Below are 20842 nucleotides of genomic sequence, written 5' to 3'. Positions count from 1 at the left end.
CGTGGGGCTTGCCGCAGTCGTCGCAGGTCGCGTCGACGGACACCTCGTGGGACGCCCGCGAGCTGGCGACGCCGACCGAGCGCAACCGCCCGATCGCCGACCCGTACACGCGGTTCCTGATCGCCCGCGAGCAGGTCAACCAGGGCGCCGCGGTGCTGCTGATGTCGGTGGGCGCCGCGCGGCGGCTCGGCGTGCCCGAGGACAAGTGGGTGTTCCTGCACGGCCACGCCGACCTGGAGGAACAGCCGCTGCTGGAGCGCGAGGACCTGAGCGGGTCGCCCGCCGCGGTGATGGCGGTGCGGCACGCGCTGGACCTCGCCGGCATCGGGGTCGGCGACCTGGCCACCATCGACCTGTACAGCTGCTTCCCGGTCGCCGTGTTCGCCGTCTGCGACGGGCTCGGCCTGGCCCCGGACGACCCGCGCGGCCTCACCGTCACGGGTGGCCTGCCGTTCTTCGGCGGCCCCGGCAACAACTACTCCACACACGCGATCGCCGAGACCGTCGTGCGCCTGCGCGCGCAGCCGGGCGCGTTCGGTCTGGTCGGCGCCAACGGCGGCATGCTGTCCAAGTACTCCGCCGGCGTGTACTCCACGACCCCGGCGCCGTGGCGGCCCGGTCGCAGCGCCGAACTGCAGGCCGAGCTGGACGCGCGCCCCGCGGTGCCGACCACGGTGCACCCGGACGGCTGGGCCACGCTGGAGACCTACACCGTCCAGCACGCCGCGGGCAGCGCCGTGGTCATCGGACGGCTCGACGACGGCCGCCGCTTCCTCGCCTCCACCAAGGACGAGGAGACGCTCGGCAGGCTGCTGGACGGCGAGCCGATCGGCAACAAAATCCACGTGCGCTCGTTCGGGTTCGGCAACCGGGTCACGATGACGGCCGAGCGGATGGCCAAGCTGTTCCCGCCGCGCGCACCGGGTTTCCGCGACGACTACGAGCACATCCTGGTGCGCCGCGACGGGCACCTGCTCGAAGTCACCATCAACCGCCCGGATTCACGCAACAGCCTGCACCCGCCTGCCAACGCCGAGCTGGACGAGGTGTTCGACGCCTACTTCGCCGACCCGGACCTGTGGGTCGCGATCCTCACCGGCGCCGGCGACAAGGCGTTCTCCGCGGGCAACGACCTCGTCTACTCCGCGAGCGGGAAACCGATGTGGGTGCCCAAGAACGGGTTCGCCGGGCTCACCAGCCGCGAATCCCTGCCGAAACCGGTGATCGCCGCGGTCAACGGGTTCGCACTGGGTGGTGGCTGCGAAATCGCCCTCGCCTGCCACCTCGTGGTCGCCGACGAGACCGCGCAGTTCGGCCTGCCCGAGGTCCGGGTCGGCCTGGTCGCCGCAGCGGGCGGCTTGGTGCGGCTGCCGCGCGCGATCCCGCCGAAGGTCGCCAATGACGTGATCCTCACGGGCAGGCGGTTGTCCGCCGCCGAGGCCGAGTCCTACGGCCTGGTCAGCCGGGTCACGCCGGCCGGGCAAGCGCTGGCGGTCGCACGCGAGCTGGCCGCCGCGATCCTGGAGGGCTCGCCGACGTCGGTGCGCACCTCGCTGCGGATCATGGCGGAGGCGGACGGGTTCGCGGACACCGTGGAAGCCGTCCGGCACCCCTCGCCCGCGCTCGACGAACTCCTCGTCAGCCAGGACGCCTTCGAAGGACCGGCGGCGTTCGCGCAGAAAAGGAAACCGGTGTGGCGAAACCGCTGACCCGAGCGGTTCCGCGCTGACCGGTGTGAGTAACCGCGTCCGGCAAGTGGCCCGCGGGCCCAGGGCATTGGCTTGGAGCCTGCGGACCGGGCCATGATCGCGGATGTCGTCGAACGGGTAGATGGCCGGGCGACCTTCCGCAATGGCTTGTAACGCTGCTGCGGCACGGTTAGCGCGGTGGCCTCATCGTTGGAAGGCGAGCTCGTCGATGCGGGCGGTGAGAGCGACGATCGCCCTTTCCACTGCTGCGACTCGGTCCTCGATCGTCGGCTCTTCGGGCGAGGAGGCGAGCCACGTACGCCGTCCTTCCGCGTTCAGGCCCACACGTCGACACGTAAAGCCGACCTTGCTGAGCACTCGCTGCGCCTCCATCGTCGTGAAGCTCGTCCGCTCCCATCCCGTGATCTGCGCGAGTACCTGCTTCGGCGGGTAGACCGTGTCGCCGATCTCCACGACGTGTCGTCTGAACGGCTCGGGATCGACGCCCTTCATCGCGCGCAGCACCGTGTCCTTGTCAAGGTTGAGCTCCCGACCACCGACGATCATTCTAGGCATGATTTCCCCTGCTCATAGGCCACTGTAATAACTGTAACCTTAGAAGAAGTTACAGTAACTGTCAAGCGACGTGTGTGACGACATGCATCGCAGAGGCAGGGAGACATGCACTAGGCCGCATGATCGCGCCGTTCAAGGCGGGGCACCGCACACGGGCACCGCAGGTCGAAGGGCAGCATGAGCACCGGCACCGGGGATCAGGGCGATCACCTGGACCAGCTGCTCAACCTGGCTGGCGGAGTAGTTCGGCGACAGCGGGTTGTTGTACAGGCCGCGGTCCAGGCTGTTCCGGTGAGCTTTGGGCGAGCCGGTCGGACAGCACCTCCTCCGGACTCTTGAACCGTGCCCCGAACACCACCGAGCCTTCCGGCTTGCCGTCCGTGTCCCAGGACATCGCCAGCTGCCGGATCCGCATCGCCCGCGACCCGGACTTGGTACGCAGCCCGACCACGTCGCCGCGCTGGTAGTGCACGAACGGCAGCGCCCGTCCGGCCGCCGTGACCCTGTGTCCCGGCGCCGGACGCGGCTCGCCAGGTCACCACGTTCAGGGGTCGTTCGACCCGGCGAAAAGCCGTTCCCGCACTTTCCGCCGTCCGCCTCCCGGCACAGACTGAATACGGATTTCCGCATTTCCGGAAACCGTTTCGAGAATTCCTTTCGGGAGGCGAGATGGCGGTGCCTGCGACCGTGCGCCTGCGGGAGAAGTCCGTGCCCATGCGGGATTTCCTCGCCGACTGCGTCAGCGCGCTGTCCGAGGGGCGGACCAGCCGCGAGTTCACCACGTTCCTCACCGCGGGCGCGGCCGCGCTCGCCGCCGAGGAGGACCGGTGGGTGCAGTGGGGCCTGGAAACGCCGGATCTGCCGGAACTGCACGGCGCGATCGCCGCGCTGGCACGGGACTGGTTGTGGCAGCAGACGATCGACGACTTCTTCGTGATGCACAAGCCGCCGGGGCTGCGCCTGCGCCTCGCTCCCGCGCCCGGGCACGCCGAGCACGTGGAAGCGTTGCTGCGCAAGCGGATCCGGCTGTGGCAGGACATCGGCCTGGTGACCAGGGCGGTGCCGTCGGTGTACGAGCCGGAGGCGCACTTGTTCGGCGGTCCCCGCTCGATGGCGTGGGCGCACCGGCTGTTCACCGTGGATTCGCTGACGTGGCTCGACCACCACACCCGGCCGTCCGGCTGTCCGCAGTGGGCGCTGTCGATGCTGATGCTGCGCGGCGTCTTCGACGGGCTGCGGATCGCCGGCTGGGAGGACCGGGACGTGTGGGCGCGAGTCCGCGAGACCGGGCGGCGGCACCCGGAGCCAGTCGACACCGCGGTCGCCGCGGCCGGCCTGCGCCGGTGGTGGCACCACCCGGACGAGCTGGCGGCCACCGTGCCCGGGCCTGCCCGGCGGCTGGCCGAGCGGCACGCCGAGGAGGTCCGGCCGCTGCTCGACGGGTGGTGGAACCACTACTTCACCGCGGACGGCGCGCGGGTCGGCCCACGCGAGGCGGCCTGCTACTACGTGGTGTTCCACTGGAACCGCGGGACGCTGAGCTTCGGCAGGCAGGTCCTGATCGCCGAGTCGCTGGCGGCGGGCGATGACTGATCCCGCACTGGTGAGGGTCGCGGGCCTGCCCGCGGCGCTGCCCGCCGCGCTCGGCACGCCCGACCTGACCGAACGGATGCGTCACCTGATCCGCGCCGAGACCGCCTACCGCGCGTGCGCCGCGGACGTGGCCGAGCGCATGGGCGCGGAGCTGGTCCCGGCCCTGCCGCGCGAGGCGCGGCGGCAGGCGCTCGACGTCCGGCGCCGCCTGCACCGCGGCGAGTTCGTCCAGCCCGGGGACCTGGACTACCGTCCGCTGGCACGGATCGCCGAGTGGGGCGCCGCGCTGGCCGCCGAGACCGCCGCGCTGCACGACGCGGTCGAGCAGACCGCACGGATGCACCACGGCCTGGTGTGGGACCTGATCACCGCCGATCCCGCCGCGGCCCGGATGGTCGCCGCCACCGCGCCCGGCGTCGTCGAGGACATCCGCGCCCGGCTCGCCGCCGGTGAGCCGTGGACCGGCAAAGCACTGCGCAAACGCGCCGACTACCTGCTGCGGCTGCTGTTCCGGGCCGCGTTCAAGACCACCCCGCGCGGCTGGCTCGCACACGTCGCCCTGGCCGGGACCGGCCCTGGGCCGCTGACGGTCGGCGACCACGCGGTGCACCGGCTCACCAACATCCAGGAGGACCGCCGCAGGCTGACCGCGGCCCCGGTCCTGCCGGACGCGTGGCTGAGCCTGACGGCGCTGCGGTGGACGGAGGGCGACCGGCTGTGCTGGCACGTCGCCGACCACGACGGGCCGGACGCGGTGCGGCGCGGCGACATCCGGCGCACGCCGGTGGTGGACGCGCTGTGCCGGGTTCTCGGCGCGCGGGCGATGCGCACCCGGGACGTCGTCACGCTGCTCGCGCCGGACGCGCGGCGCAAGCCGGTGCTGCGCGAGTTCCTGCGGCACCTGGCGCGGCTGGGGCTCGTGCAGGTGTCGTCGGCGCCGACCGGGCGGCTGCACCGCTGGCGGGTCGCCGCCGAGCCGGGCGACGGGTTCACCGACGTCTACCGGCGCGCGCACGGCGGCGTCCCGGTGCCGTCGCGGCTGCCCGAGCTGGTCGCGCACGCGGGACGGCTCGCCGCGGTGATCGCCGACCGTCGGTCGCACCCCGCGCTCGACCTCGTCGGCCCCGACCCGCGGCCGTTGTCGGAGATCGTCGCGGAGGCACTGGACTCCGGCGAGCCGCCCCGGCCCACCCTGCCCGGCTCGGCGTGGCCGGAACCCCGGCCGCGGACCACCTACCAGCGGTTGTGCGAGTGGATGGCCCGGCACGCCGACGAAAGCGAGATCGAACTCGGCCCTGCCGTGCTGGACTACCTCGGCGCGCCGCCCGCGCGGCAGTCGCCGTGGCCGGTCGACTGCCTGCTCCGCCCGCTGCCGGAAGGCCGGGCCGTGCTGGAGGCCGTCACCCCGGCGGGCGTGACGGACGCGCGGTTCGCCGCCGCGCTGCAGAGCCTGCACGGCGAGGTCCCGCAGGTCAGCGCGCACCGCGCGTTCCTGACCGAGACCGCGGCCCGGTGCGGCGCGGAGCTCGTCGAGGTGCTCGTGCCGCCGCAGGGCAGCCAGGGCGCCAACACCGTCCGCCGCCCGCGTTACACGCGGACGTGGACCGGTGACGCCGACCCGGCGACCTATGTGGACGATCCGGCCGGGATGCGCCGCTACCTGCCGCTGGACGAGATCACGCTCCGCCGCGACGCGCGCGGCGTGATCGCGGAGGACCGCGCCGGCCAGGTGCTGTGGCCGGTCTACCACGCGACCCGGCGGCCACCGCCGCCGTGGGACCTGGTGGTTTCGCTGCTCACCGCGGCGTCCCCGGCCCGGCGGCTCGCGGTGTCGCACGGGTTCGGCGATCCGCGCGCCGCCTTCCCCGGCCGCGCCCGCACACCGCGGCTGCTGGTCGACCCGGACCTGGTCATCGCCCCGGCGACGGTGTTCGCGGGCCGGGACGTGCTGCCGGAGCCGGGCGGCGACCGGTTCGCGCGGATGCGGGCGCTGGCGAACCTGCGACTGGTGACCGGCGCGCCGCGGTGGGTGTTCGCCCGGGACGGCCGCCGGTCCCAGCCGGTCGACCTGGACAGCGTCGCCACGTTGCGGGTGTTCGACCGGATGCTGGCCGATCCCGCGGTCGGCGGCCTGGTGCTGGAGGAGATGCTGCCCGCTCCCGACGACCTGACGGTGTCCGATGTGGACGGCTCACGGCGGGCGGCGCAGGCCGTGGTGCGGTTGCCGCTGGGCGCATCGCCGTCCCGGCTGGCCGACGACGTGACCGCCGCCTGGCAGCGGATCACCACCCGGCGCGCGCGGCGCGCCCCAGAGACCACCGCAGTCGGTGGGTAGAGGAAACCAACGGAAGGAGTTCATCATGGAGTCGACGCTTGAGCTGTCCGAACTGGACGGTCTGGTCGAGCGGCTGGACGCGCGGATCAGCAGTTCCGGGGACCCGGAAACCGGTAAGCCGCCCTCCCTGCTGCTGTGCAGCGGGTATTGCGGCGACGAAGATGCGAGCTGGTTCGTGTGCTGACCGGTACGGGATGGCGCGGGAGCTGACCGGCGCCGCCGCCACGGTCCTCACGACCTGGGCCGAGCAGCAGGAAGCGAGCACGGCCGCACCCGATGCCGGGGCGGCCGTGCTCGCCACGCTGCTCGGCGACCACCCGGCGAGCCGGGCGGCGCTGCGGGCCTGGTTGCGGGCGATCCCGCGCTGCTCGGGCACTGGTTTGCACGGCGGGTTCGCCGGGGTCCTGGCCGGACTGCGCCTGGCCGCGCGGGTCGATCCCGCGTTGGGGCCACTCGCCGACCGGACTGCGGCGCGGCTGGCTCCGGGCGGCGGCTGGCGGTCGCGCGAGGTCGGTTTCGCCGACTACGACCTGGTTTCCGGACCGGCCGGGCTGCTGGCGGTGCTGCCCGAGGCCGCGGCAGCGCGGGAGCACCTGGCCGCGCTGGATGTGCCCGGCGGGTTCCGCATCGGCGGGGCCGCCCCGGCGTGGGCGCGGGGCGGGGTCGTGACCGGGTTGGCGCACGGGGTGGCGGGCCCGCTGGCCGTGGTGGGGCCGGGCGGGTCGCCGGATCTGGCGTCGTGGCTGGTCGATCACCAGGAGACAGACGAGCTGGGCGTGGTGTCGTGGCGCTCCCGCCCGGACGGCCCGCGGCGTGCGGTGGTGCGGCGGCAGGCGTGGTGCTACGGCACGCCCGGGATCGCGTGGGCACTGTGGACGGCGGGCGGCGCGTTCGCGGATGCCGGCCTGCGGGCGATGGACACCCTGTGCGCGGCGTACGACGGGGAGGTCCACCTGAGCGACCACCCGCTGAGCCTCTGCCACGGCGCCGCGGGGGTCCTGCTGATCGCCGACGCGTTCGCGAGGAACTCCCCCGTCGGCGGCCCCTTGCGGGACCGCCTGCTCCGGTTCCTGCACGCGCGGCTGCCCGACGTGCTCGTGATGACGGACCTGAGCCTGCTCACGGGAGCCACCGGAGTGCTGGCCGCACTGCTCACGGTCGAGGGCGCGGATCGGGACTGGTTGCGCCTGCTGGCCCTGGCCTGATTTCAATTGCCGCGGCCCCACGGATCACCGCTACACACCCCGCCGCGACCACAGCTGCCGCAGCGTGAAGCCGCGTCCCGAGGGGTCCAGGGGGCGCGTCGCCTGCTTGAACAGGTACTCGGCGCGCTCGTAGGACAGCCGCCCGCGGCCCGTGTCCGGGCAGAGGTCCGCGGCGCGCCGCATGCGGGCCGGGCCGGGGCGGCGCTCCGCCAGGAACACCGGCCCGCGCGTGCGCCCGCCGAGCAGTTCAGGCAGCAGACGCGCCGTGCCCGAACGCCACGTCACCCACCGCGAACCCACGCGCGCCCGCCGGTCCGCCAGGTCCAGGTCCTCCACGTTCAGCGACAGCACCGGCCGCACCCCGGCGGCCGACTCGTGCAGCAACCGCCACAACGTCCGCTCCCGCACCGGCGCCTCCACCGTCCACAAGCGACGCAGCAGGTCGTCAGCCAGACCCGGCACGCGTGACCGGCTCTCCGCGCGCCGCTCCAAGCCGTCAGCCAGCTCCGGCCGCCCGGCCCACGCCCCGAACGACCGGACCGCCGACCGGTGCCGGTTCCACGTCTTCGCCGCCGCGTCGCCCCACGCCACCTCGAAGACGCCGGTGACGTCGTCCCCGGTCAGCGACTCCAGCGGCCGCCGGTCGCCCAGCGCCAGGCACAACCGGCGCAGGGTCTGGCCGTAGGACCGCAGTGTCGAGGCGTCCAGGTCGTCCCGCGCCAGGAAGTCCGCCGCCGCCCGCCCCAGCGTCGCCACCGGCTCCGCGGGCCCCAGCTCGTCCGCGCGCCGCAACAGGAAGTCGCGCTCGGCCGTGTTCTTCGCCAGCGCCGCGGCCCGCGCGAACTCCACCCGCGCCTCGGCGCTCCGGCCCAGCTCCGCCAGCAGATCGCCACGGACGCTGGGCAGCAGGTGATAGTCCCGCAGGGTGCGATCGGCGAGCAGCTCGTCAGCCAGCGCGAGCCCGGCCGCCGGGCCGTGGGCGCGCCCCACCGCGACCGCCCGGTTCAGCCGCACGACCGGCGTGGGCAGCAGCCGGACCAGCGCGTCGTAGAGCACCGCGATCTGCCGCCAGTCGGTGTCCGCCGCGGTTCGGGCCTGCGCGTGGCACACCGCGATCGCCGCCTGCAGCACGTACGGCCCCGGCGGCCCGCCGAGATCGCGCGCCCGCAGCATCGCGGTGAACCCGCGCCGGATCAGCAACGGGTCCCAGCGGTCCCGGTCCTGCTCGTGCAGCTGCACCGGTTCCCCGCGTGACCCGGTGCGCGCGGCCGACCGGGACGCCTGGATCTCCATCAACGCGACCAGCCCGTGCACCTCGGCCTCGTCCGGCGCGAGCTCGGCCAGCAGACGGCCCAGCCGCAGCGCCTCCTGGCACAGGCCGGGCCGCATCAGGTCGTCCCCGGTGGTGGCGGAGTAGCCCTCGTTGAAGATCAGGTACACGACCCCGAGCACCGACGACAGCCGCTCGGCCAACGCGGCGCCTTCCGGCAGCTCGATCGACACGCCCGCAAGCGTTTGCTTCGCCGCCGCGATGCGCTGCGCGACCTGCTGCTCGGTGGTCAGGAACGCGCGCGCGATCTCCGCCGCCGACAGACCGCCGACCACCCGCAGCGTGAGCGCGACCCGCTGCTCGGTCGGCAGCACCGGGTGGCAGGACAGGAACATCAACCGCAGGACGTCGTCGTGCTGAACGTCCCGCGGCTGCGCCAGCTCGCGCGCGAGCTGCTCGTGCCTGCGCTCCAGCCGCTCGGTCCGCCGCAGGTGGTCGATCGCGCGACGCTTCGCTGTGGTCATCAGCCAGGCGGCCGGGTTGTCCGGCACGCCGGACGACGGCCACTGCTCCAGCGCCGCGACCAGCGCGTCCTGGGCCAGCTCCTCGGCGAGACCGACGTCCCGCACCAGCCGCGTCAGCCCGCCGATCAGGTTCGCCGACTCCCGCTTCCAAACCGCGTCGACCGTGCTGCGGACGTCGGTCACCCGAAGACCTGGTGGATGCGGCTCTCACCGTCCCCCACGATCCGGCGGAAGCGGCGGGCCAGCTCGACGGCCTCCTCCTTGGAGCTCACCTCGACCAGCGCGAAGCCGCCCACCGACTCCTTGGCCTCGGTGAACGGGCCGTCGGTCACGGTGATCTCGTCGCCCTCGGAGGCCACCCGCATGCCGGCCGGGTCGAGCCCACCGGTCGCCAGCAGCACACCGGAGGCCGTCATCTCCTCGATGAACTTGCCCATCTCGGCGAACAACTCCTCGTCGGGGGCCTGGCCGGTCCCCATCTGCATCATCAGAAATCGCATCGGCCCAGCTTAGCGGCGCATTCCCTGTCACATCGCCCGGACGACGTGTGGATGACCCTCCGAGAAAGGAACCCCGAAATGACCACCACCGCCCTCCGGCCCGCCGCGTCCCGTCTGACCGCGCTGGCCGTCGCCGGCCCGCTGTGGGCCACCGTCTCCCTCGCCCAGGCGGCCACCCGCGACGGCTTCGACCTCACCCGGCAACCGCTGAGCTTGTTGAGCACCGGCTCGCTGGGCTGGCTGCAGATCGCCAACTTCGTGGTGGCCGGCGTCCTCACCGTCGCCGGCGCGAAGGGATTGCCCGGCAAGTGGGCGCCCCGGCTCGTGCTGGCGGTCGGCGTGGGCCTGGTCGCCGCCGGGGTCTTCCCGATGGACGCCGTGGGGTTGTCCTGGCACGGCGTGGGGCACATGATCGCCGGCACCGTGACCTTCGCGTCGCTGATCGCCGCCTGCCACGTGCTGGGACGCCGGTTCTCCGGTCGCGACGCGGTGTTGTCGCACCTCGCCGGCACGGCCCTGCTCGTCGGCGACGGCTGGGCGATGGCCGGCGGTCCGGCCGGTTCGCTCACCCTCGCCGTCGGCGCCATCGCCGCCATGCTGTGGATCTCCGTCGCCGCCGCCCGTCTCCGCTGAAAGGAAGTCCTGCCATGACCGTCACCGAATACGTCGAGAAGCTGCCCGCCGCCCAGCGCGAGATCGCCGAACGCCTGGTCGGCCTGATCGAGACCGCCCTGCCCGGAACCGGCGCCGTGTGGCACGGACACCCGGTGTGGAGCCTCGGCCCCGCGCCCGGCAAGCAGGCGGTGTGCCTGGTCAAGGCCTACCCCAAGCACGTCACGTTCGGCTTCTGGCGCGGCCAGGAGATCGCGGACCCGTCCGGCCGCCTGCAGCCGGGAGCGCGCGGGATGGCGAGCGTGAAGCTGCGGGAGCCCGGCGAGATCGACGACGAACTGTTCGCCAACTGGCTCAAGCAGGCTGCCGAACTCTGAGCGGAGCGCCGGGCGATCCCGCCCGGCGCTCCGTCACGTCTCCGGCCGGCACAGCACCGGGTTCGCCAGCTCGGCGCAGGGCCGGTCGCCGTGCGAGCGGACGATGTCGGCGCCCACCTGGTTCGTGAGGTACCGCAGGAAGCTCGCCGCGAGCGAGTCGGCCTTCGGTTCGCCGTAGGTGTAGGCGTACTCGGTCTGCCAGAACGGGTACACGCCGTGATCGGCGCCCTGCACACTCGCCTTCTGGCCGTCGATCCAGACGGTGCGCACGTCCGCCCGCTTCTCCGCGGCGCCGAGTTCGCTGTAACCGATCGCGCCCGGGGTGGCGGCCACGGCGTCGAGCAGCGACTCGGTGTCGTTGCGGCGGCAGCGGATCACGTCGGCGGCCGTGCCCGGGCGTCGCGGCTCGACGCAGTCGTTGGAGTTCTCCCCCGGCTCGATCGCGTCGAGCACCTGCTGCTCGAACGTCGTGCGCGTGCCGGAAAGCGCTTCCCGGTCCACGATCCGCACCTCCTGGTCCGCGCCGCCCAGCTCCTTCCAGTTCCGGACGCGCCCGGCGAACACGTCACGCACCTGCGCCGCGGTCAGGTCCTGCACCCCGGCGTCCGGGTGGATGACGATCGTGAACAGCAGGAACGCGATCGGCCGCGGCAGCAACTGCGGGGACCGGTCGCCCTTCACCCCGTCGGAAAACGCCAGCACGTCACCGCTCTTGGCCGCGTTGAGCCGTTCCAGGCCGTCGGTGCTGCCGCTCATCTCGATGGTGAACTTCGCGCCGGGACAGGTGCGGCTGTAGGAGCCGGTGGCTTCCCGCACGACGGGGGCGAACGCGGTGGAGCCGGTGACGGTGAGCGATCCGGAAGCGCAGTCCAGCGGCGGCGGGTCCTGCGTGGCCAGCCCGATCACGAACGGTTCGGCCAGCGCGACCGACACCAGCAGGTACACCAGCACGGTCAGCCAGCGCGGGATTCCGGTGCGGCTCTTGGTCTCCCGGATCGCGCCGTTGCGCACGCCGCCCTTGATGCCGGCGATCACCACCGGGTCCGGGCACTTCTTCACCTTCGGCCCGGCGCGGTCGAGCACCGCGAGGACCTTGTAGTGCTGGCCCTGGTTCAGCGGCACCTTCGGCAACTGGATGACGCCGACGTTGCGGCCGTCGCTGTCGACGATGTTGTCCACGCCGAGACCGGAGTTCTCGCCGAAGTTCTCACGCAGGAAGTCGTCGCTCAGCTCGGTCACGACCATGCCGGCGACGCGGCGGTCCGGGAAGTTGATCTTCACGCCCGCCTGGACATTGCTGAGGACGGCGTAGTCCTGGCTGTCGATGTTCGTCGTGCCGGTGTTTTCGATGCGCACCAGCACGAACGACGGGTCGGTCAGCGCCTTGCCGTCCTTGTCGTCCAGGCGTTGCAGCGCACCCGCGTTCTCAGCCGCGACCTCCTGCCGCGCGGTGGTGTCGACCTGCACGCGGTAGCCGAGCCGTTTGCGCCCGACGAACACGAACTCCCACAGAAACGCGAACACCGGCACCACGAGCGCCAGCACCGCCAGGACGATCTCCCAGGGAAAGTTGGACAACCGGGCCTCCGCGCTGGGGACACAGGACGAGACATCCATCTTGTGCGAGCGCGAGCCGGAAGATCACTTCTCCCCGAGCTGTTCGGCAGTTGTTCACCCGGGCGTCAGCCGCATTCGACCGACGAGGGGGTGTCGTCCTCCGGCCCGGGCAGGTCGACGCGGTAGCCGTGGAGCATTTCGTGCGCCCTGCCGTAGAAGTCGGGGCTCTCGTACCAGGTGCAGGTGACGCCGGCGTCGTTGGTCCAGGACGAGATCCGGTCGGCGAGGTCGTAGGTGGCGAGGTCGCCGACCCGGTCCCCCGGTCGCAGGGCCAGACCGCCGCCGGTGAAGCCGTGGTCCCGGTACAGGCACAGGCTGCCCTGCGGGCAGTCGCGGCCGTCGAACGTGGAAACCTCTTGTGCCGCAGCGGTGGCCGGCACGAACGCGATCGCCAGTACGGCGAGGAACACCGATGCACGCATGGCTCCGCGATACCCGCATCACCCGGATCAACGCGCTCATCACCGCATCGAGCTAGGGTGCCGGGAATGGCAGACCCCTACGGCTCGTTCGGACGCGGCTACGCGTCGGTGCGGCGGCCGGATCCGCGGATCGCCCGCCAGGTGCACGCCGCGCTCGGTGCGGCCGCGACGGTGCTGAACGTCGGCGCTGGCGCCGGATCGTACGAGCCGGACCGCCGGGACGTGCTGGCGGTCGAACCGTCGGCGACGATGCTGCGCCAGCGGCCGCCCGGTTCGGCCCCGGCCGTGTGCGCGGTCGCCGAGCAGCTGCCGTGCGCCGACGACCGGTTCGACGCCGCGCTCGCCGTGCTGACGGTGCACCACTGGCGCGACCCGGCGGCCGGGCTCGCCGAGCTGCGCCGCGTGTCCCGGCGGCAGGTGGTGTTCACGTGGGACGTCGAGGTGATGGCGCGGTACTGGCTCGTCGGGGAGTACCTGCCGGAGATCGCCGAGCGGGAGCGGGGCCTGGCGAATCTGGACGCGGTGGTGCGCGGGCTGAGCGGCCCGGACCGGCGGGTGGTGGTCCAGCCGGTGCCCGTCCCGTGGGACTGCAGCGACGGCTTCCTGGCCGCCTACTGGCGACGCCCGCACAGCTACCTGGACGACGACGTGCGGGCGGGCATGTCCGGCGTGGCGGCGCTGCCGTCGGACGTGGTGCTACCTGCGGTGCGAAAACTGGCCGAAGACCTCAGCTCCGGCAAGTGGCAGCGCCGTCACCACGACCTCCTGGACCGGGATTCACTGGACGTCGGCTACCGCCTGGTGGTCGCGACTAGTGCCCTGAGTCGTTGATTCGTCGGCAGCAGGGGGCGAGGGAGTCGCCCAGGTGTTTTCGCCAACCTACCGATCAACGGCCGCCGGCGGGAGGGCGATCAGCTGAGCGCGCCCGCGATCCCGCAGATCAGCGAACCCAGCCGCGTGTCCGACACACAGCCGCTCGCCGGCTGGGGCTGCGTCGGGTCCGGTGCGGGCGACGAGGACGGCGGGGTGGGGGTCGCCGGCGAGGTGGGTTCCGCGGGCGAGGACGGCGCACCCGGTGGCACCTCGGGCGTCGGCGCGCCCGGCACCGGGAGCCCGGGCGCCGGCACCGACGGCACCGGAACCGGCGGGGTCGCCCTGCCCGGCCGGTTCACCGGCAGGACGACCTGGTCCGGCGCGGGCCGGGTGACCTCCGGAGCGGGCGGGACGACAGGAGTCTCGGCCGGCGGCGCGACCGCGGGCGGCCGGGCGCCGATCCCGAGCGCGATCGCCGGCGCGTCGTCGCTCAACCCGTTCAACCCGGGGCCCAGCGACCACGCCACACCCGCCGCGACCACCAGCGCCGCCCCGGCGGTCCCGATCTTCGCCTTCACTCCCATGCGCGCAGTTTAGCTTGCGCCGCAAGGCTTTCCGAGCAGTCAAATAGGTTACACCCGGACCGCGGCGAACCGCTCGGCCGCATCCCAGAGCTCCCGCTCGCGCCGCGGGTCGTAGGAATCCGGGGACGACGGGACGACCGCACCACGGTCCACATAGGACCCGCTCGGCGCGTCGATCGCACCGAGGACGACGTCGGCCAGGTAGCGACCCGCGGTGGCGGGGCCGGTCGCCCACGGCGTCCAGGTCATCGCGGGCAGGATCCGGCGCACCGCGAACCGGACGACCGGATTGGCGTCGCGGGTGAGTCCGGTGCCGGGCACGAACGCCGGGTTGTACGCCACGGCAGCGACCCCTGGCGGCAGGCGCCGCGCGTACTCGTGCACCAGGTGGATGGTGGCCAGTTTGCTCGTCGAGTACGCGGTGCGCCCCGCGGCCGCGCTCGACGGGTCCGGGAAGGCGCCGGGCCGCGCGAGCACGTCCGGGGACTGCCAGACCGGGCCGGGCACAAGCCCCAGGTTGTGGCGGAAGTCGCCGAAGTGGGTGTCGCTGGTGGTGATCACGACCCGCCCTGGGGTGGTGAAACGGTCCTGCAGCACGCGGACGAACACGTGGTTGGCGAGCACGTTGACCGTGAAGGTCGACTCGTACCCGTCCGGCCCCACCGTGAGCGCGTTCGTGTGCTGGACGCCCGCGTTCCCCACGAACGCGCGCAGCGGCGGCAGGTCACCGCGGTCCAGCCGGTCGCGGATCACGCTGGCGGCGTCCCGGACACTGCGCAGCGAACTCAGATCCGCGGTCACCGTGCCGTCGCCGAGGTCCGTTCGCGCGACGACGACCACGTGCGCATCGGGATCCCGCCGACGGATCTCTTCCAGGGCGACGCGCCCGATGCCGCGGCTGGCGCCGGTCATGACGATCGTGTGGCTCATGCGACCACCGTCCCGCCCGGCGCGGAGATCAGCCAGGGACCAGCAGTACCCACGCTGATCCGGCGGGGAACGGACAGAATGGACCCGTGACCACCCCCGACACCGGTTTCGGCAGGCTGGTGCGCGCCTGGCGCGACCGCCTGTCCCCGGCCGACGCCGGCCTGCCCGTCACGACCGGCCGCCGCGCTCCCGGCCTGCGCCGCGAGGAGCTCGCCCAGCTGGCCGGGCTGTCGGTGGACTACGTGCTGCGCCTGGAGCAGGGCCGCGCGAAGAACCCGTCGGCGCAGGTGGTCGGCGCGCTGGCGCGTGCGCTGCAGCTGTCCCGGTCCGAACGCGACCAGCTCTACCGCGCGGCCGGCCTCCTGCCGCCGCAGGACGGGACGGTGAACGTGCACGTGCCCGCGGGCGTCCAGCGTCTCGTCGCGCGCCTCGGCGACGTGCCGATCGGCGTGTTCGCCGCGGACTGGACGCTGGTCTGGTGGAACGCCACCTGGTCCGCCCTGTTCGGTGAACCGGGCACCGACCGGAACCTGGTGCGAGCGGTCTTCACCGGCGCCGCCCCGCCGGTGCGGCCGGAGCGCGGCGCGGAGGCGTTCGCGATGTCGCTCGTGGCCGACCTGAAGGACGCCGTGTCCCGCTACCCGGCCGACGCTCAGCTCGACCGCCTGGTGCGGGAGCTGCGCCGGACCTCGGGCGCCTTCGCCCGGTACTGGGACACGCAGACCACGGCGGCCGTGCACGAGTCCGAACGCAAGACGGTCACGCACCCCGAGGTCGGCGACATCCTGTTCGACTGCGACGTGCTGCTGGTGCCGGGCGCGGACCTGCGGGTGGTCACCTACACGACGGCGGCGGGCAGCGCGGACGCCGGCAAGCTGGACCTGCTGCGGGTCACCGGCGGGCGTCCGCTGACCACGTCCTAGAGGTCGTCGCAGGCGGCCCTGGCTCGGTTCATCGCCGCGTCGAACTCCGGTCCGGACGCCTCGAAGGTCCGCGTGACGATCTCGAGCGGCGCCTTCAACGCGTCGGCGAGGGCCTGGTAGCGCGGATCCTGCTCGGCTGCCGCCGCCGCGAGCTGCGACGCCGCGCCCCACCGCTGGAAACCGGCGTACAGGGTGCCGGGATCGAGCGACGTGGTGCGTTCCACTGCCGCGCAGGCCGCCTCGGCGTCCGACGCGGCAGCGCCCGGCGCGGAGCCGATCCAGACCAGCCCGACGACTCCCGCGCCGACTACGAGCCCCACCACGAGGGCGGTCACGACGAGCGGCCACCGGCGACGCGGCGGCGGGGCGGGATAGGGCTGGGCCATGGAAGTCCTTCCGTGGGCGGGCTGTCCTCGCATGGACGTGCCGCCACCGCGCCCGGTTCCGCCGCGCCGGGCGGGTCAGCGCACGGTCACGTTGCTCCGGTCCGGAACAGCGGCTCGTGACCGGCGGGCGCACGCGTCGCACGTCCGATCCGGTTGCCACGCCTTCGCCGCGGCACGCAGGGCACGCCGGAGACTGCGCGGCGAACGGACGGCGCCGGCCTCGTCGCGCAGGGGCGTGCCGAACACCTGGAGCCTGCGCTGCTTGCGCCCGCACGCGCACACCGTGCGGCGGTAGCACCGGAGCACAGCGGATCCGTTCGCCACCCGTACCCTGCCGCGCCAGATCATCCGTGCCCCCTCGTGTTCGTCGCTCCGGTGTGGAGACGGCGCACCCTCGCTCGGCATGTCGCCAAACGAACCGACACGTTCGGATGCGATCGGGGTCACAGCCCGGCGCGGTCAGGTGTGGCGGCGCCGCAGCCGCCGCCACGCCAGCTTGTAGGGGTCGACCTCGAGGACCCGCCCGGCGCGCACGTCCGTCCGGGCGCGGGCCAGCGCACGCCGGGCTTCCTGCACGTCGATGCCGCACTCACGGCACCGCGCGAAGAAGGCGCGCAACGCGTCGTTCCCACCCACCCGATGATGATCGTCCGCAGGGCCTTCCCAAAACGTTGATCAACTGATCGTGTCACCGACGATCGCGGTGCCCGCGTGCAGCGCCGCACGCGCTGGGCCTGCTCCCTGTGGAACCAGCGTTGACCGCGGTCCCGGCTCACCTCGACAGCCCACGCACACCGTGAGTAGCATCACCCTCGATGCGGGGTGGATCGCGCGAGGGGTGGTTCGGTAGTGGAGAGCCCGCCGGCGCACCGTCACGGCGACGAGGAACGTGAACGGACCACACAACCGGCGGGAGACGCGGTGTCCGCGGCGGTGACGACCCTCCTGACCCGCTGGCGGGCGCGCTCACACGAACTCGGCTGGCCCGCGGACCTCGACTGGGAGACCGACGCGGCGCCCGCCGTCGTCGAGGCCTGCCTGACCGGCAGCGGCCTGCTCCCCGCGCTGCGCGAACTGGCCGACCAGCGCCTCGGCTCGGCCGCCACGGACAGTGACTTCGAGCGCGACGTCGACGCACTCGCTTCGTGCCTGCCCGGGGCCACGCTGGGGCCCGCCCCCGCGGACCTGGTGGCGGCCGCCGCCCGCGCGGTGCGGGAGATCGTCGCCCGCGACGCACTCCTCGCGCACGGCACCGATCCCGTGACCGGGTTGCGGACCCGCTCCGCCTTCGTGCACGACCTGACCTCGCCCGGCTACGGCGACGTGGACCCGCACGTCGTGGTGGCGCGGTGGGAACCGGCGAAGGCGCCCTGGTCCGCGATGTCGGTGCGGACGACGATCGCCGACCACCTCCGGCCGCACCTCGGCCCCCGCGAATCCGCCGGATCCGTCGGCCCGTGCGACATCGCGGTGCTGGTGACGAGCCCGGAGCGGGCCGAGCAGCTGGGCGAGCTCCTCCGTGGCCTGCCGGGAACGCCGACGCTCACGGTGTCGATCGCCGGGTGGCCACGGGGCGCCGATCCCGCGCGGCGGGCCGAATGGCTGCTCGACCTCTTCCCGTCCCTGGTGGACGAACCGCTCATCTGAGCAACTCGCCGAGGTCCCGCGCGCAAAAATGGAGTAGCGTTACCGTTTCGTGATAAGCGCCCGCACGCGGTCGTGCCGTATCGGCTCGCCCAGTACAGCCGTTATCCGTAAAACCCGCCAATCACCCGTTGAGCGGACAGAACGCGAAATTATCCGCTCTCAGTAGTCCGAGTTCACCCAATCGGTTCGCCAAACCTGTAGTTGCATTCTTCACCTGGAAGTGCATTGGAGGAGGGGCTGATGGGTGACACCGCGACGCGGGAGCTGGCCGGCATGTCGGACGACGATCTGCTCGGCGAAGCTCGTGGGGGTGATCGCGAGGCGTTCGCGGTCCTGGTGCAAAGACACCAGGCCGCGGTCCTGAGATACGCGTGCTCGGTCGCCCGCTGTCCGGCGGACGCGCAGGACCTGACCGCCGACGCGCTGGTGCGGACGATGCTGGCACTGGAGGGCGGCGGCGGCCCGGCGACCAACTTCCCCGCCTACCTGCGGACCACGGTCCGCCGCCTGGCCATCGACCTCGGCGCGCGGAACGGGCGCGCCGTCGCGGCCGGCCTGTCCCCGGTCGTCGTCGAGCCGAGGACGCCGCCCCTGGACGAGCAACTGGAGGGCGACCGGAACCTCGCGGACGCGTTCGCGGCCCTGCCTGCCCGCTGGCGCCGCGTCCTCTGGATGGTCGAGGTGCTCGGGCACCGCCCTCAGGACGTGGCCGTCGAGCTCGGCATCGCGCCCGCCGCCGCGTGCTCGCTGCTGTGGCGGGCGCGGACGGCGCTGCGGCGGCAATACGAACTCCTCGCGTCCCGCGATTCGTGACCGCCGGATTTCATCACGCGTTTCATCAACCGTCCGCATTGTCCGGACTCCCCGGCGCAGGTATACCGGAAGAGAAAGCGTATTCCCGTCGACGGCCACGGAGGACCAACCCGGTGCGGATTTCGGTGCTGGGCAGCGGGATCGTCGGTCGCACCCTGGCCGCGCGGCTGGTCGAGCTCCGGCACCGCGTCGTGATCGGGAGCCGCGACCCCGGGCAGCCGCACATCACCCGGTGGGTCCGCGCGGCGGGCGAACTGGCACGGGCCGGCACCTACGCGGAGGCGGCGCGATCAGCGTCGATCGTGGTCAACGCCACCACTGGAACGGCCACTGTGGACGCTCTGCGCGCGGCGGGCGAGGCCGAACTCGCCGGCAAGGTGCTGATCGACGTGGCGAACCCGGTCAGCGACCCGGCGGCGGACCCGCCCCTGATGCGGACCGGCGAGCGCAGCCTCGGCGAGTCGATCCAGGCGTTGTTCCCGCAGACCAGGGTGGTCAAGGCGCTGAACACGGTGAGCCCGTCGGTGATGGTGAACCCGAAGCGCGTGCCCGGCGGGCACGTCGCGTTCCTCGCCGGCGACAGCAGGCAGGCCAAGACGATGGTGACCGGCCTGCTGCGTGAGTTCGGCTGGCCCGCGGACGCGATCGTCGACCTCGGCGACATCACCGGCGCCCGGTCGATGGAGATGCTGTTCCCGCTGCGGCAGCGGCTGAGCAGGTCCCTCGGGCACACCAACTTCAACCTCGGGGTCCTGCACGCCTGACGGCGCTAGGACGCCTGCCGCCGCTCGGCGTCGGGTTGCCCGGGCACGACGAGCAACCCCGCCCGGAACGCGAGGGCGACGGCGTGGGTGCGGTCCCGCGCGGCGAGCTTGCGCAGCACCCCGCGGACGTGGGTCCGGATCGTCTCCACCGACAGCAGCAGGCTCGCCGCGATCTGCGTGGTGCTGAGCCCTTCGGCGATGAGCTGCAGCACCTGGTACTCGCGCCCGCTCAGGGCGGGTCGCGGCGCGACCGGAAGTGGCTCCTCCCCCGCGATCTCCCGCGGCAACAGCAATCCCCGCAGCTGCCCGTCGACGTGGATCTGCCGGGTCGCTGCGGAGATCGCCTCGGTGATGCGCAACGGGTCGGCCGCGCGCGCGACCACCCCGCGCGCCCCCGCGCGCAGCAACTCGCCGAGGTGGGCGCGGTTCAACTGGCCGGGTTCCAGCAGCACCACCACCGCGACCGTGTTCCGCACCCCGGTCAGCAGCGGGATGAGCTGTGGCTGGCGGTTCACGCCCGCCCCGAGCAGGACGACGTCGGGGTGCGCGTGCTCGACCAGGCGGAGCAGGTCCGGCGCGGTGCCCGCGTGCCCGGCCCAGCGCATCGTGGTGCTGCGCCGGACCAGCGCGAAGAGCCCCTCGCGGAAGAGCGGAAGCGAGTCCGCCACCGCGACCCGGATGCCGGCTCTGCCGTGGACGGCGGAAGTCGTGGACAAGGTTGTTCCTCCTCTGGTTGCGGTTGTCAGCGCAGCAGCCGCCGGATCCCGGTGACCGGGCCGATCGCGTCGATGTCCGCGATCCGGACCGGCTCACCGGGGCGGGACGCGTGCACCGCACGCGACCCGTCGATCGCGACGGCGACGTGGCTGACGGGCTGGTAGTAGAAGACGAGATCGCCGGGGCGCACCTGGTCCCGCGGCACGGGGACACCCACCTCCGCCTGCGCTGCGCTCGTGCGCGGCACGGCCAGGCCGGCGGACCGGAACGCGGCCAGCACGAGGCCCGAACAGTCGTAGCTGCCGGGCCCCTCGGCGCCCCACACGTACGGTTTGCCGAGCTGCGCCAACGCGAACCGCACCACGCTCCCGGCGTCGCCCTCGCCAGCCGGTGGTACCACGTTCCCGCCGTCGCGCTCGGCGACCGGCGGCGGCGCGTCCACCCGGCGCTGCCGGCGCGACCGTGCCCGGCTCGCCACTGGACTACCAGCCCCCGTTCATCGACGGCGTGCCGTACCGGGCCAACGGCACCCCGGCCGCGCGATGC

General features: G+C 73.1%; 24 protein-coding genes. 12 read left to right on the top strand and 12 right to left on the bottom strand.

The window, feature by feature from the left end:
• Positions 1–1709, top strand: a 1709-nt coding sequence (locus tag ABZ193_RS38360) for an enoyl-CoA hydratase-related protein (RefSeq protein WP_354713580.1), incomplete at its 5' end; no start/stop codon positions are given.
• 183 nt (positions 1710–1892) lie between these two features.
• Here ABZ193_RS38360 and ABZ193_RS38355 read toward each other — a convergent pair.
• Complete coding sequence (locus tag ABZ193_RS38355; protein ID WP_354713578.1) at positions 1893–2255, bottom strand: hypothetical protein; 363 nt, start codon at positions 2253–2255, stop codon at positions 1893–1895.
• A 232-nt stretch (positions 2256–2487) separates the two neighbouring features.
• Entirely contained in the window at positions 2488–2736 is a 249-nt protein-coding gene (locus ABZ193_RS38350) for a hypothetical protein (protein WP_354713576.1), read from the bottom strand.
• A gap of 197 nt (positions 2737–2933) precedes the next feature.
• Here ABZ193_RS38350 and ABZ193_RS38345 point away from each other — a divergent pair, with 197 nt between their 5' ends.
• The 4 genes from ABZ193_RS38345 to ABZ193_RS38330 are packed head-to-tail and all read left to right on the top strand — an operon-like array spanning position 2934 to position 7397.
• The gene (locus ABZ193_RS38345; RefSeq protein ID WP_354713575.1) at positions 2934–3857 is read left to right on the top strand and encodes a thiopeptide-type bacteriocin biosynthesis protein; all 924 of its coding nucleotides are present in this window, start codon (positions 2934–2936) and stop codon (positions 3855–3857) included.
• Positions 3850–6192 (top strand): hypothetical protein, encoded by a 2343-nt coding sequence (locus ABZ193_RS38340; RefSeq protein WP_354713573.1) that lies wholly within the window; start codon positions 3850–3852, stop codon positions 6190–6192. Before ABZ193_RS38345 ends, ABZ193_RS38340 begins: the two co-directional genes overlap by 8 nt.
• A gap of 25 nt (positions 6193–6217) precedes the next feature.
• On the top strand, positions 6218–6376 hold the full coding sequence (locus tag ABZ193_RS38335) for a hypothetical protein (protein ID WP_020417663.1): 159 nt from the start codon (positions 6218–6220) through the stop codon (positions 6374–6376).
• 10 nt (positions 6377–6386) lie between these two features.
• Positions 6387–7397 carry a lanthionine synthetase LanC family protein gene (locus tag ABZ193_RS38330; protein ID WP_354713571.1) on the top strand — a complete coding sequence of 337 codons (1011 nt, stop codon included), beginning with the start codon at positions 6387–6389 and terminating at the stop codon, positions 7395–7397.
• Between the two features lie 30 nt (positions 7398–7427).
• On the opposite strand, the gene ABZ193_RS38325 is transcribed toward ABZ193_RS38330, so the two are convergent.
• Positions 7428–9374, bottom strand: coding sequence for a sigma-70 family RNA polymerase sigma factor (locus tag ABZ193_RS38325; RefSeq protein ID WP_354713569.1), 1947 nt, complete (start codon positions 9372–9374; stop codon positions 7428–7430).
• Positions 9371–9691, bottom strand: coding sequence for a YciI family protein (locus ABZ193_RS38320; RefSeq protein WP_027935811.1), 321 nt, complete (start codon positions 9689–9691; stop codon positions 9371–9373). The genes ABZ193_RS38325 and ABZ193_RS38320 overlap by 4 nt, the downstream gene beginning before the upstream one ends.
• Positions 9692–9769: 78 nt before the next feature.
• Between ABZ193_RS38320 and ABZ193_RS38315 the strand changes: the two genes are divergently transcribed.
• Positions 9770–10324, top strand: coding sequence for a DUF998 domain-containing protein (locus tag ABZ193_RS38315; RefSeq protein WP_354713567.1), 555 nt, complete (start codon positions 9770–9772; stop codon positions 10322–10324).
• Positions 10325–10338: 14 nt separating this feature from the next.
• Complete coding sequence (locus ABZ193_RS38310) at positions 10339–10680, top strand: DUF1801 domain-containing protein (protein WP_020417658.1); 342 nt, start codon at positions 10339–10341, stop codon at positions 10678–10680.
• 33 nt (positions 10681–10713) lie between these two features.
• Here the strand turns inward: ABZ193_RS38310 and ABZ193_RS38305 are convergent, their stop codons facing one another.
• The gene (locus tag ABZ193_RS38305; RefSeq protein ID WP_354713565.1) at positions 10714–12258 is read right to left on the bottom strand and encodes a substrate-binding domain-containing protein; all 1545 of its coding nucleotides are present in this window, start codon (positions 12256–12258) and stop codon (positions 10714–10716) included.
• A 104-nt stretch (positions 12259–12362) separates the two neighbouring features.
• Positions 12363–12719, bottom strand: a complete 357-nt coding sequence (locus tag ABZ193_RS38300; RefSeq protein ID WP_354713563.1) for a peptidase inhibitor family I36 protein — start codon at positions 12717–12719, stop codon at positions 12363–12365.
• Between the two features lie 66 nt (positions 12720–12785).
• Here ABZ193_RS38300 and ABZ193_RS38295 point away from each other — a divergent pair, with 66 nt between their 5' ends.
• Positions 12786–13550, top strand: a complete 765-nt coding sequence (locus tag ABZ193_RS38295; RefSeq protein ID WP_354713562.1) for a class I SAM-dependent methyltransferase — start codon at positions 12786–12788, stop codon at positions 13548–13550.
• Positions 13551–13630: 80 nt separating this feature from the next.
• On the opposite strand, the gene ABZ193_RS38290 is transcribed toward ABZ193_RS38295, so the two are convergent.
• Positions 13631–14116: a hypothetical protein gene (locus tag ABZ193_RS38290; RefSeq protein WP_354713560.1), complete on the bottom strand. Its 486-nt coding sequence runs from the start codon at positions 14114–14116 to the stop codon at positions 13631–13633.
• Positions 14117–14164: 48 nt separating this feature from the next.
• Positions 14165–15046, bottom strand: a complete 882-nt coding sequence (locus ABZ193_RS38285; protein WP_354713558.1) for a short-chain dehydrogenase — start codon at positions 15044–15046, stop codon at positions 14165–14167.
• Positions 15047–15132: 86 nt separating this feature from the next.
• Here ABZ193_RS38285 and ABZ193_RS38280 point away from each other — a divergent pair, with 86 nt between their 5' ends.
• The gene (locus ABZ193_RS38280) at positions 15133–15969 is read left to right on the top strand and encodes a helix-turn-helix transcriptional regulator (protein ID WP_354713557.1); all 837 of its coding nucleotides are present in this window, start codon (positions 15133–15135) and stop codon (positions 15967–15969) included.
• Here ABZ193_RS38280 and ABZ193_RS38275 read toward each other — a convergent pair.
• Positions 15966–16355, bottom strand: a complete 390-nt coding sequence (locus ABZ193_RS38275) for a hypothetical protein (protein WP_354713555.1) — start codon at positions 16353–16355, stop codon at positions 15966–15968. The genes ABZ193_RS38280 and ABZ193_RS38275 overlap by 4 nt on opposite strands.
• A 459-nt stretch (positions 16356–16814) precedes the next feature.
• Complete coding sequence (locus ABZ193_RS38270) at positions 16815–16991, bottom strand: hypothetical protein (protein ID WP_354713553.1); 177 nt, start codon at positions 16989–16991, stop codon at positions 16815–16817.
• A 297-nt stretch (positions 16992–17288) separates the two neighbouring features.
• On the opposite strand from ABZ193_RS38270, the gene ABZ193_RS38265 reads away from it, so the two are divergent.
• From ABZ193_RS38265 to ABZ193_RS38255, 3 genes are all read left to right on the top strand, one after another.
• Positions 17289–18002: a hypothetical protein gene (locus tag ABZ193_RS38265; protein WP_354713552.1), complete on the top strand. Its 714-nt coding sequence runs from the start codon at positions 17289–17291 to the stop codon at positions 18000–18002.
• A 240-nt stretch (positions 18003–18242) separates the two neighbouring features.
• Complete coding sequence (locus tag ABZ193_RS38260) at positions 18243–18815, top strand: sigma-70 family RNA polymerase sigma factor (RefSeq protein ID WP_354713550.1); 573 nt, start codon at positions 18243–18245, stop codon at positions 18813–18815.
• A 113-nt stretch (positions 18816–18928) separates the two neighbouring features.
• Positions 18929–19579 carry an NAD(P)-binding domain-containing protein gene (locus tag ABZ193_RS38255; protein WP_354713548.1) on the top strand — a complete coding sequence of 217 codons (651 nt, stop codon included), beginning with the start codon at positions 18929–18931 and terminating at the stop codon, positions 19577–19579.
• A gap of 5 nt (positions 19580–19584) precedes the next feature.
• Here ABZ193_RS38255 and ABZ193_RS38250 read toward each other — a convergent pair whose 3' ends face one another.
• Both ABZ193_RS38250 and ABZ193_RS38245 read right to left on the bottom strand, forming a co-directional pair.
• Positions 19585–20295, bottom strand: a complete 711-nt coding sequence (locus ABZ193_RS38250) for a response regulator transcription factor (protein WP_020417645.1) — start codon at positions 20293–20295, stop codon at positions 19585–19587.
• Positions 20296–20321: 26 nt separating this feature from the next.
• Positions 20322–20774 carry a C40 family peptidase gene (locus tag ABZ193_RS38245; RefSeq protein WP_354713546.1) on the bottom strand — a complete coding sequence of 151 codons (453 nt, stop codon included), beginning with the start codon at positions 20772–20774 and terminating at the stop codon, positions 20322–20324.
• Between the last annotated feature and the right edge of the window lie 68 nt (positions 20775–20842).

It is taken from the genome of Amycolatopsis sp. NPDC006125 (genome assembly GCF_040614195.1).
Classification (GTDB): Bacteria; Actinomycetota; Actinomycetes; order Mycobacteriales; family Pseudonocardiaceae; genus Amycolatopsis_E; species Amycolatopsis_E tucumanensis.
The sequence above is the reverse complement of the archived record's forward strand: the minus strand, read 5'-3'. Positions and strand labels throughout refer to the sequence as shown.

Coding starts and splice junctions, on each gene's coding strand:
- ABZ193_RS38355 (WP_354713578.1), bottom strand. CDS start 2,255: ATGATCGTCGGTGGTCGGGAGCTCAACCTTGACAAGGACACGGTGCTG.
- ABZ193_RS38345 (WP_354713575.1), top strand. CDS start 2,934: ATGGCGGTGCCTGCGACCGTGCGCCTGCGGGAGAAGTCCGTGCCCATG.
- ABZ193_RS38340 (WP_354713573.1), top strand. CDS start 3,850: ATGACTGATCCCGCACTGGTGAGGGTCGCGGGCCTGCCCGCGGCGCTG.
- ABZ193_RS38335 (WP_020417663.1), top strand. CDS start 6,218: ATGGAGTCGACGCTTGAGCTGTCCGAACTGGACGGTCTGGTCGAGCGG.
- ABZ193_RS38330 (WP_354713571.1), top strand. CDS start 6,387: ATGGCGCGGGAGCTGACCGGCGCCGCCGCCACGGTCCTCACGACCTGG.
- ABZ193_RS38320 (WP_027935811.1), bottom strand. CDS start 9,691: ATGCGATTTCTGATGATGCAGATGGGGACCGGCCAGGCCCCCGACGAG.
- ABZ193_RS38315 (WP_354713567.1), top strand. CDS start 9,770: ATGACCACCACCGCCCTCCGGCCCGCCGCGTCCCGTCTGACCGCGCTG.
- ABZ193_RS38310 (WP_020417658.1), top strand. CDS start 10,339: ATGACCGTCACCGAATACGTCGAGAAGCTGCCCGCCGCCCAGCGCGAG.
- ABZ193_RS38300 (WP_354713563.1), bottom strand. CDS start 12,719: ATGCGTGCATCGGTGTTCCTCGCCGTACTGGCGATCGCGTTCGTGCCG.
- ABZ193_RS38295 (WP_354713562.1), top strand. CDS start 12,786: ATGGCAGACCCCTACGGCTCGTTCGGACGCGGCTACGCGTCGGTGCGG.
- ABZ193_RS38290 (WP_354713560.1), bottom strand. CDS start 14,116: ATGGGAGTGAAGGCGAAGATCGGGACCGCCGGGGCGGCGCTGGTGGTC.
- ABZ193_RS38285 (WP_354713558.1), bottom strand. CDS start 15,046: ATGAGCCACACGATCGTCATGACCGGCGCCAGCCGCGGCATCGGGCGC.
- ABZ193_RS38275 (WP_354713555.1), bottom strand. CDS start 16,355: ATGGCCCAGCCCTATCCCGCCCCGCCGCCGCGTCGCCGGTGGCCGCTC.
- ABZ193_RS38260 (WP_354713550.1), top strand. CDS start 18,243: ATGGGTGACACCGCGACGCGGGAGCTGGCCGGCATGTCGGACGACGAT.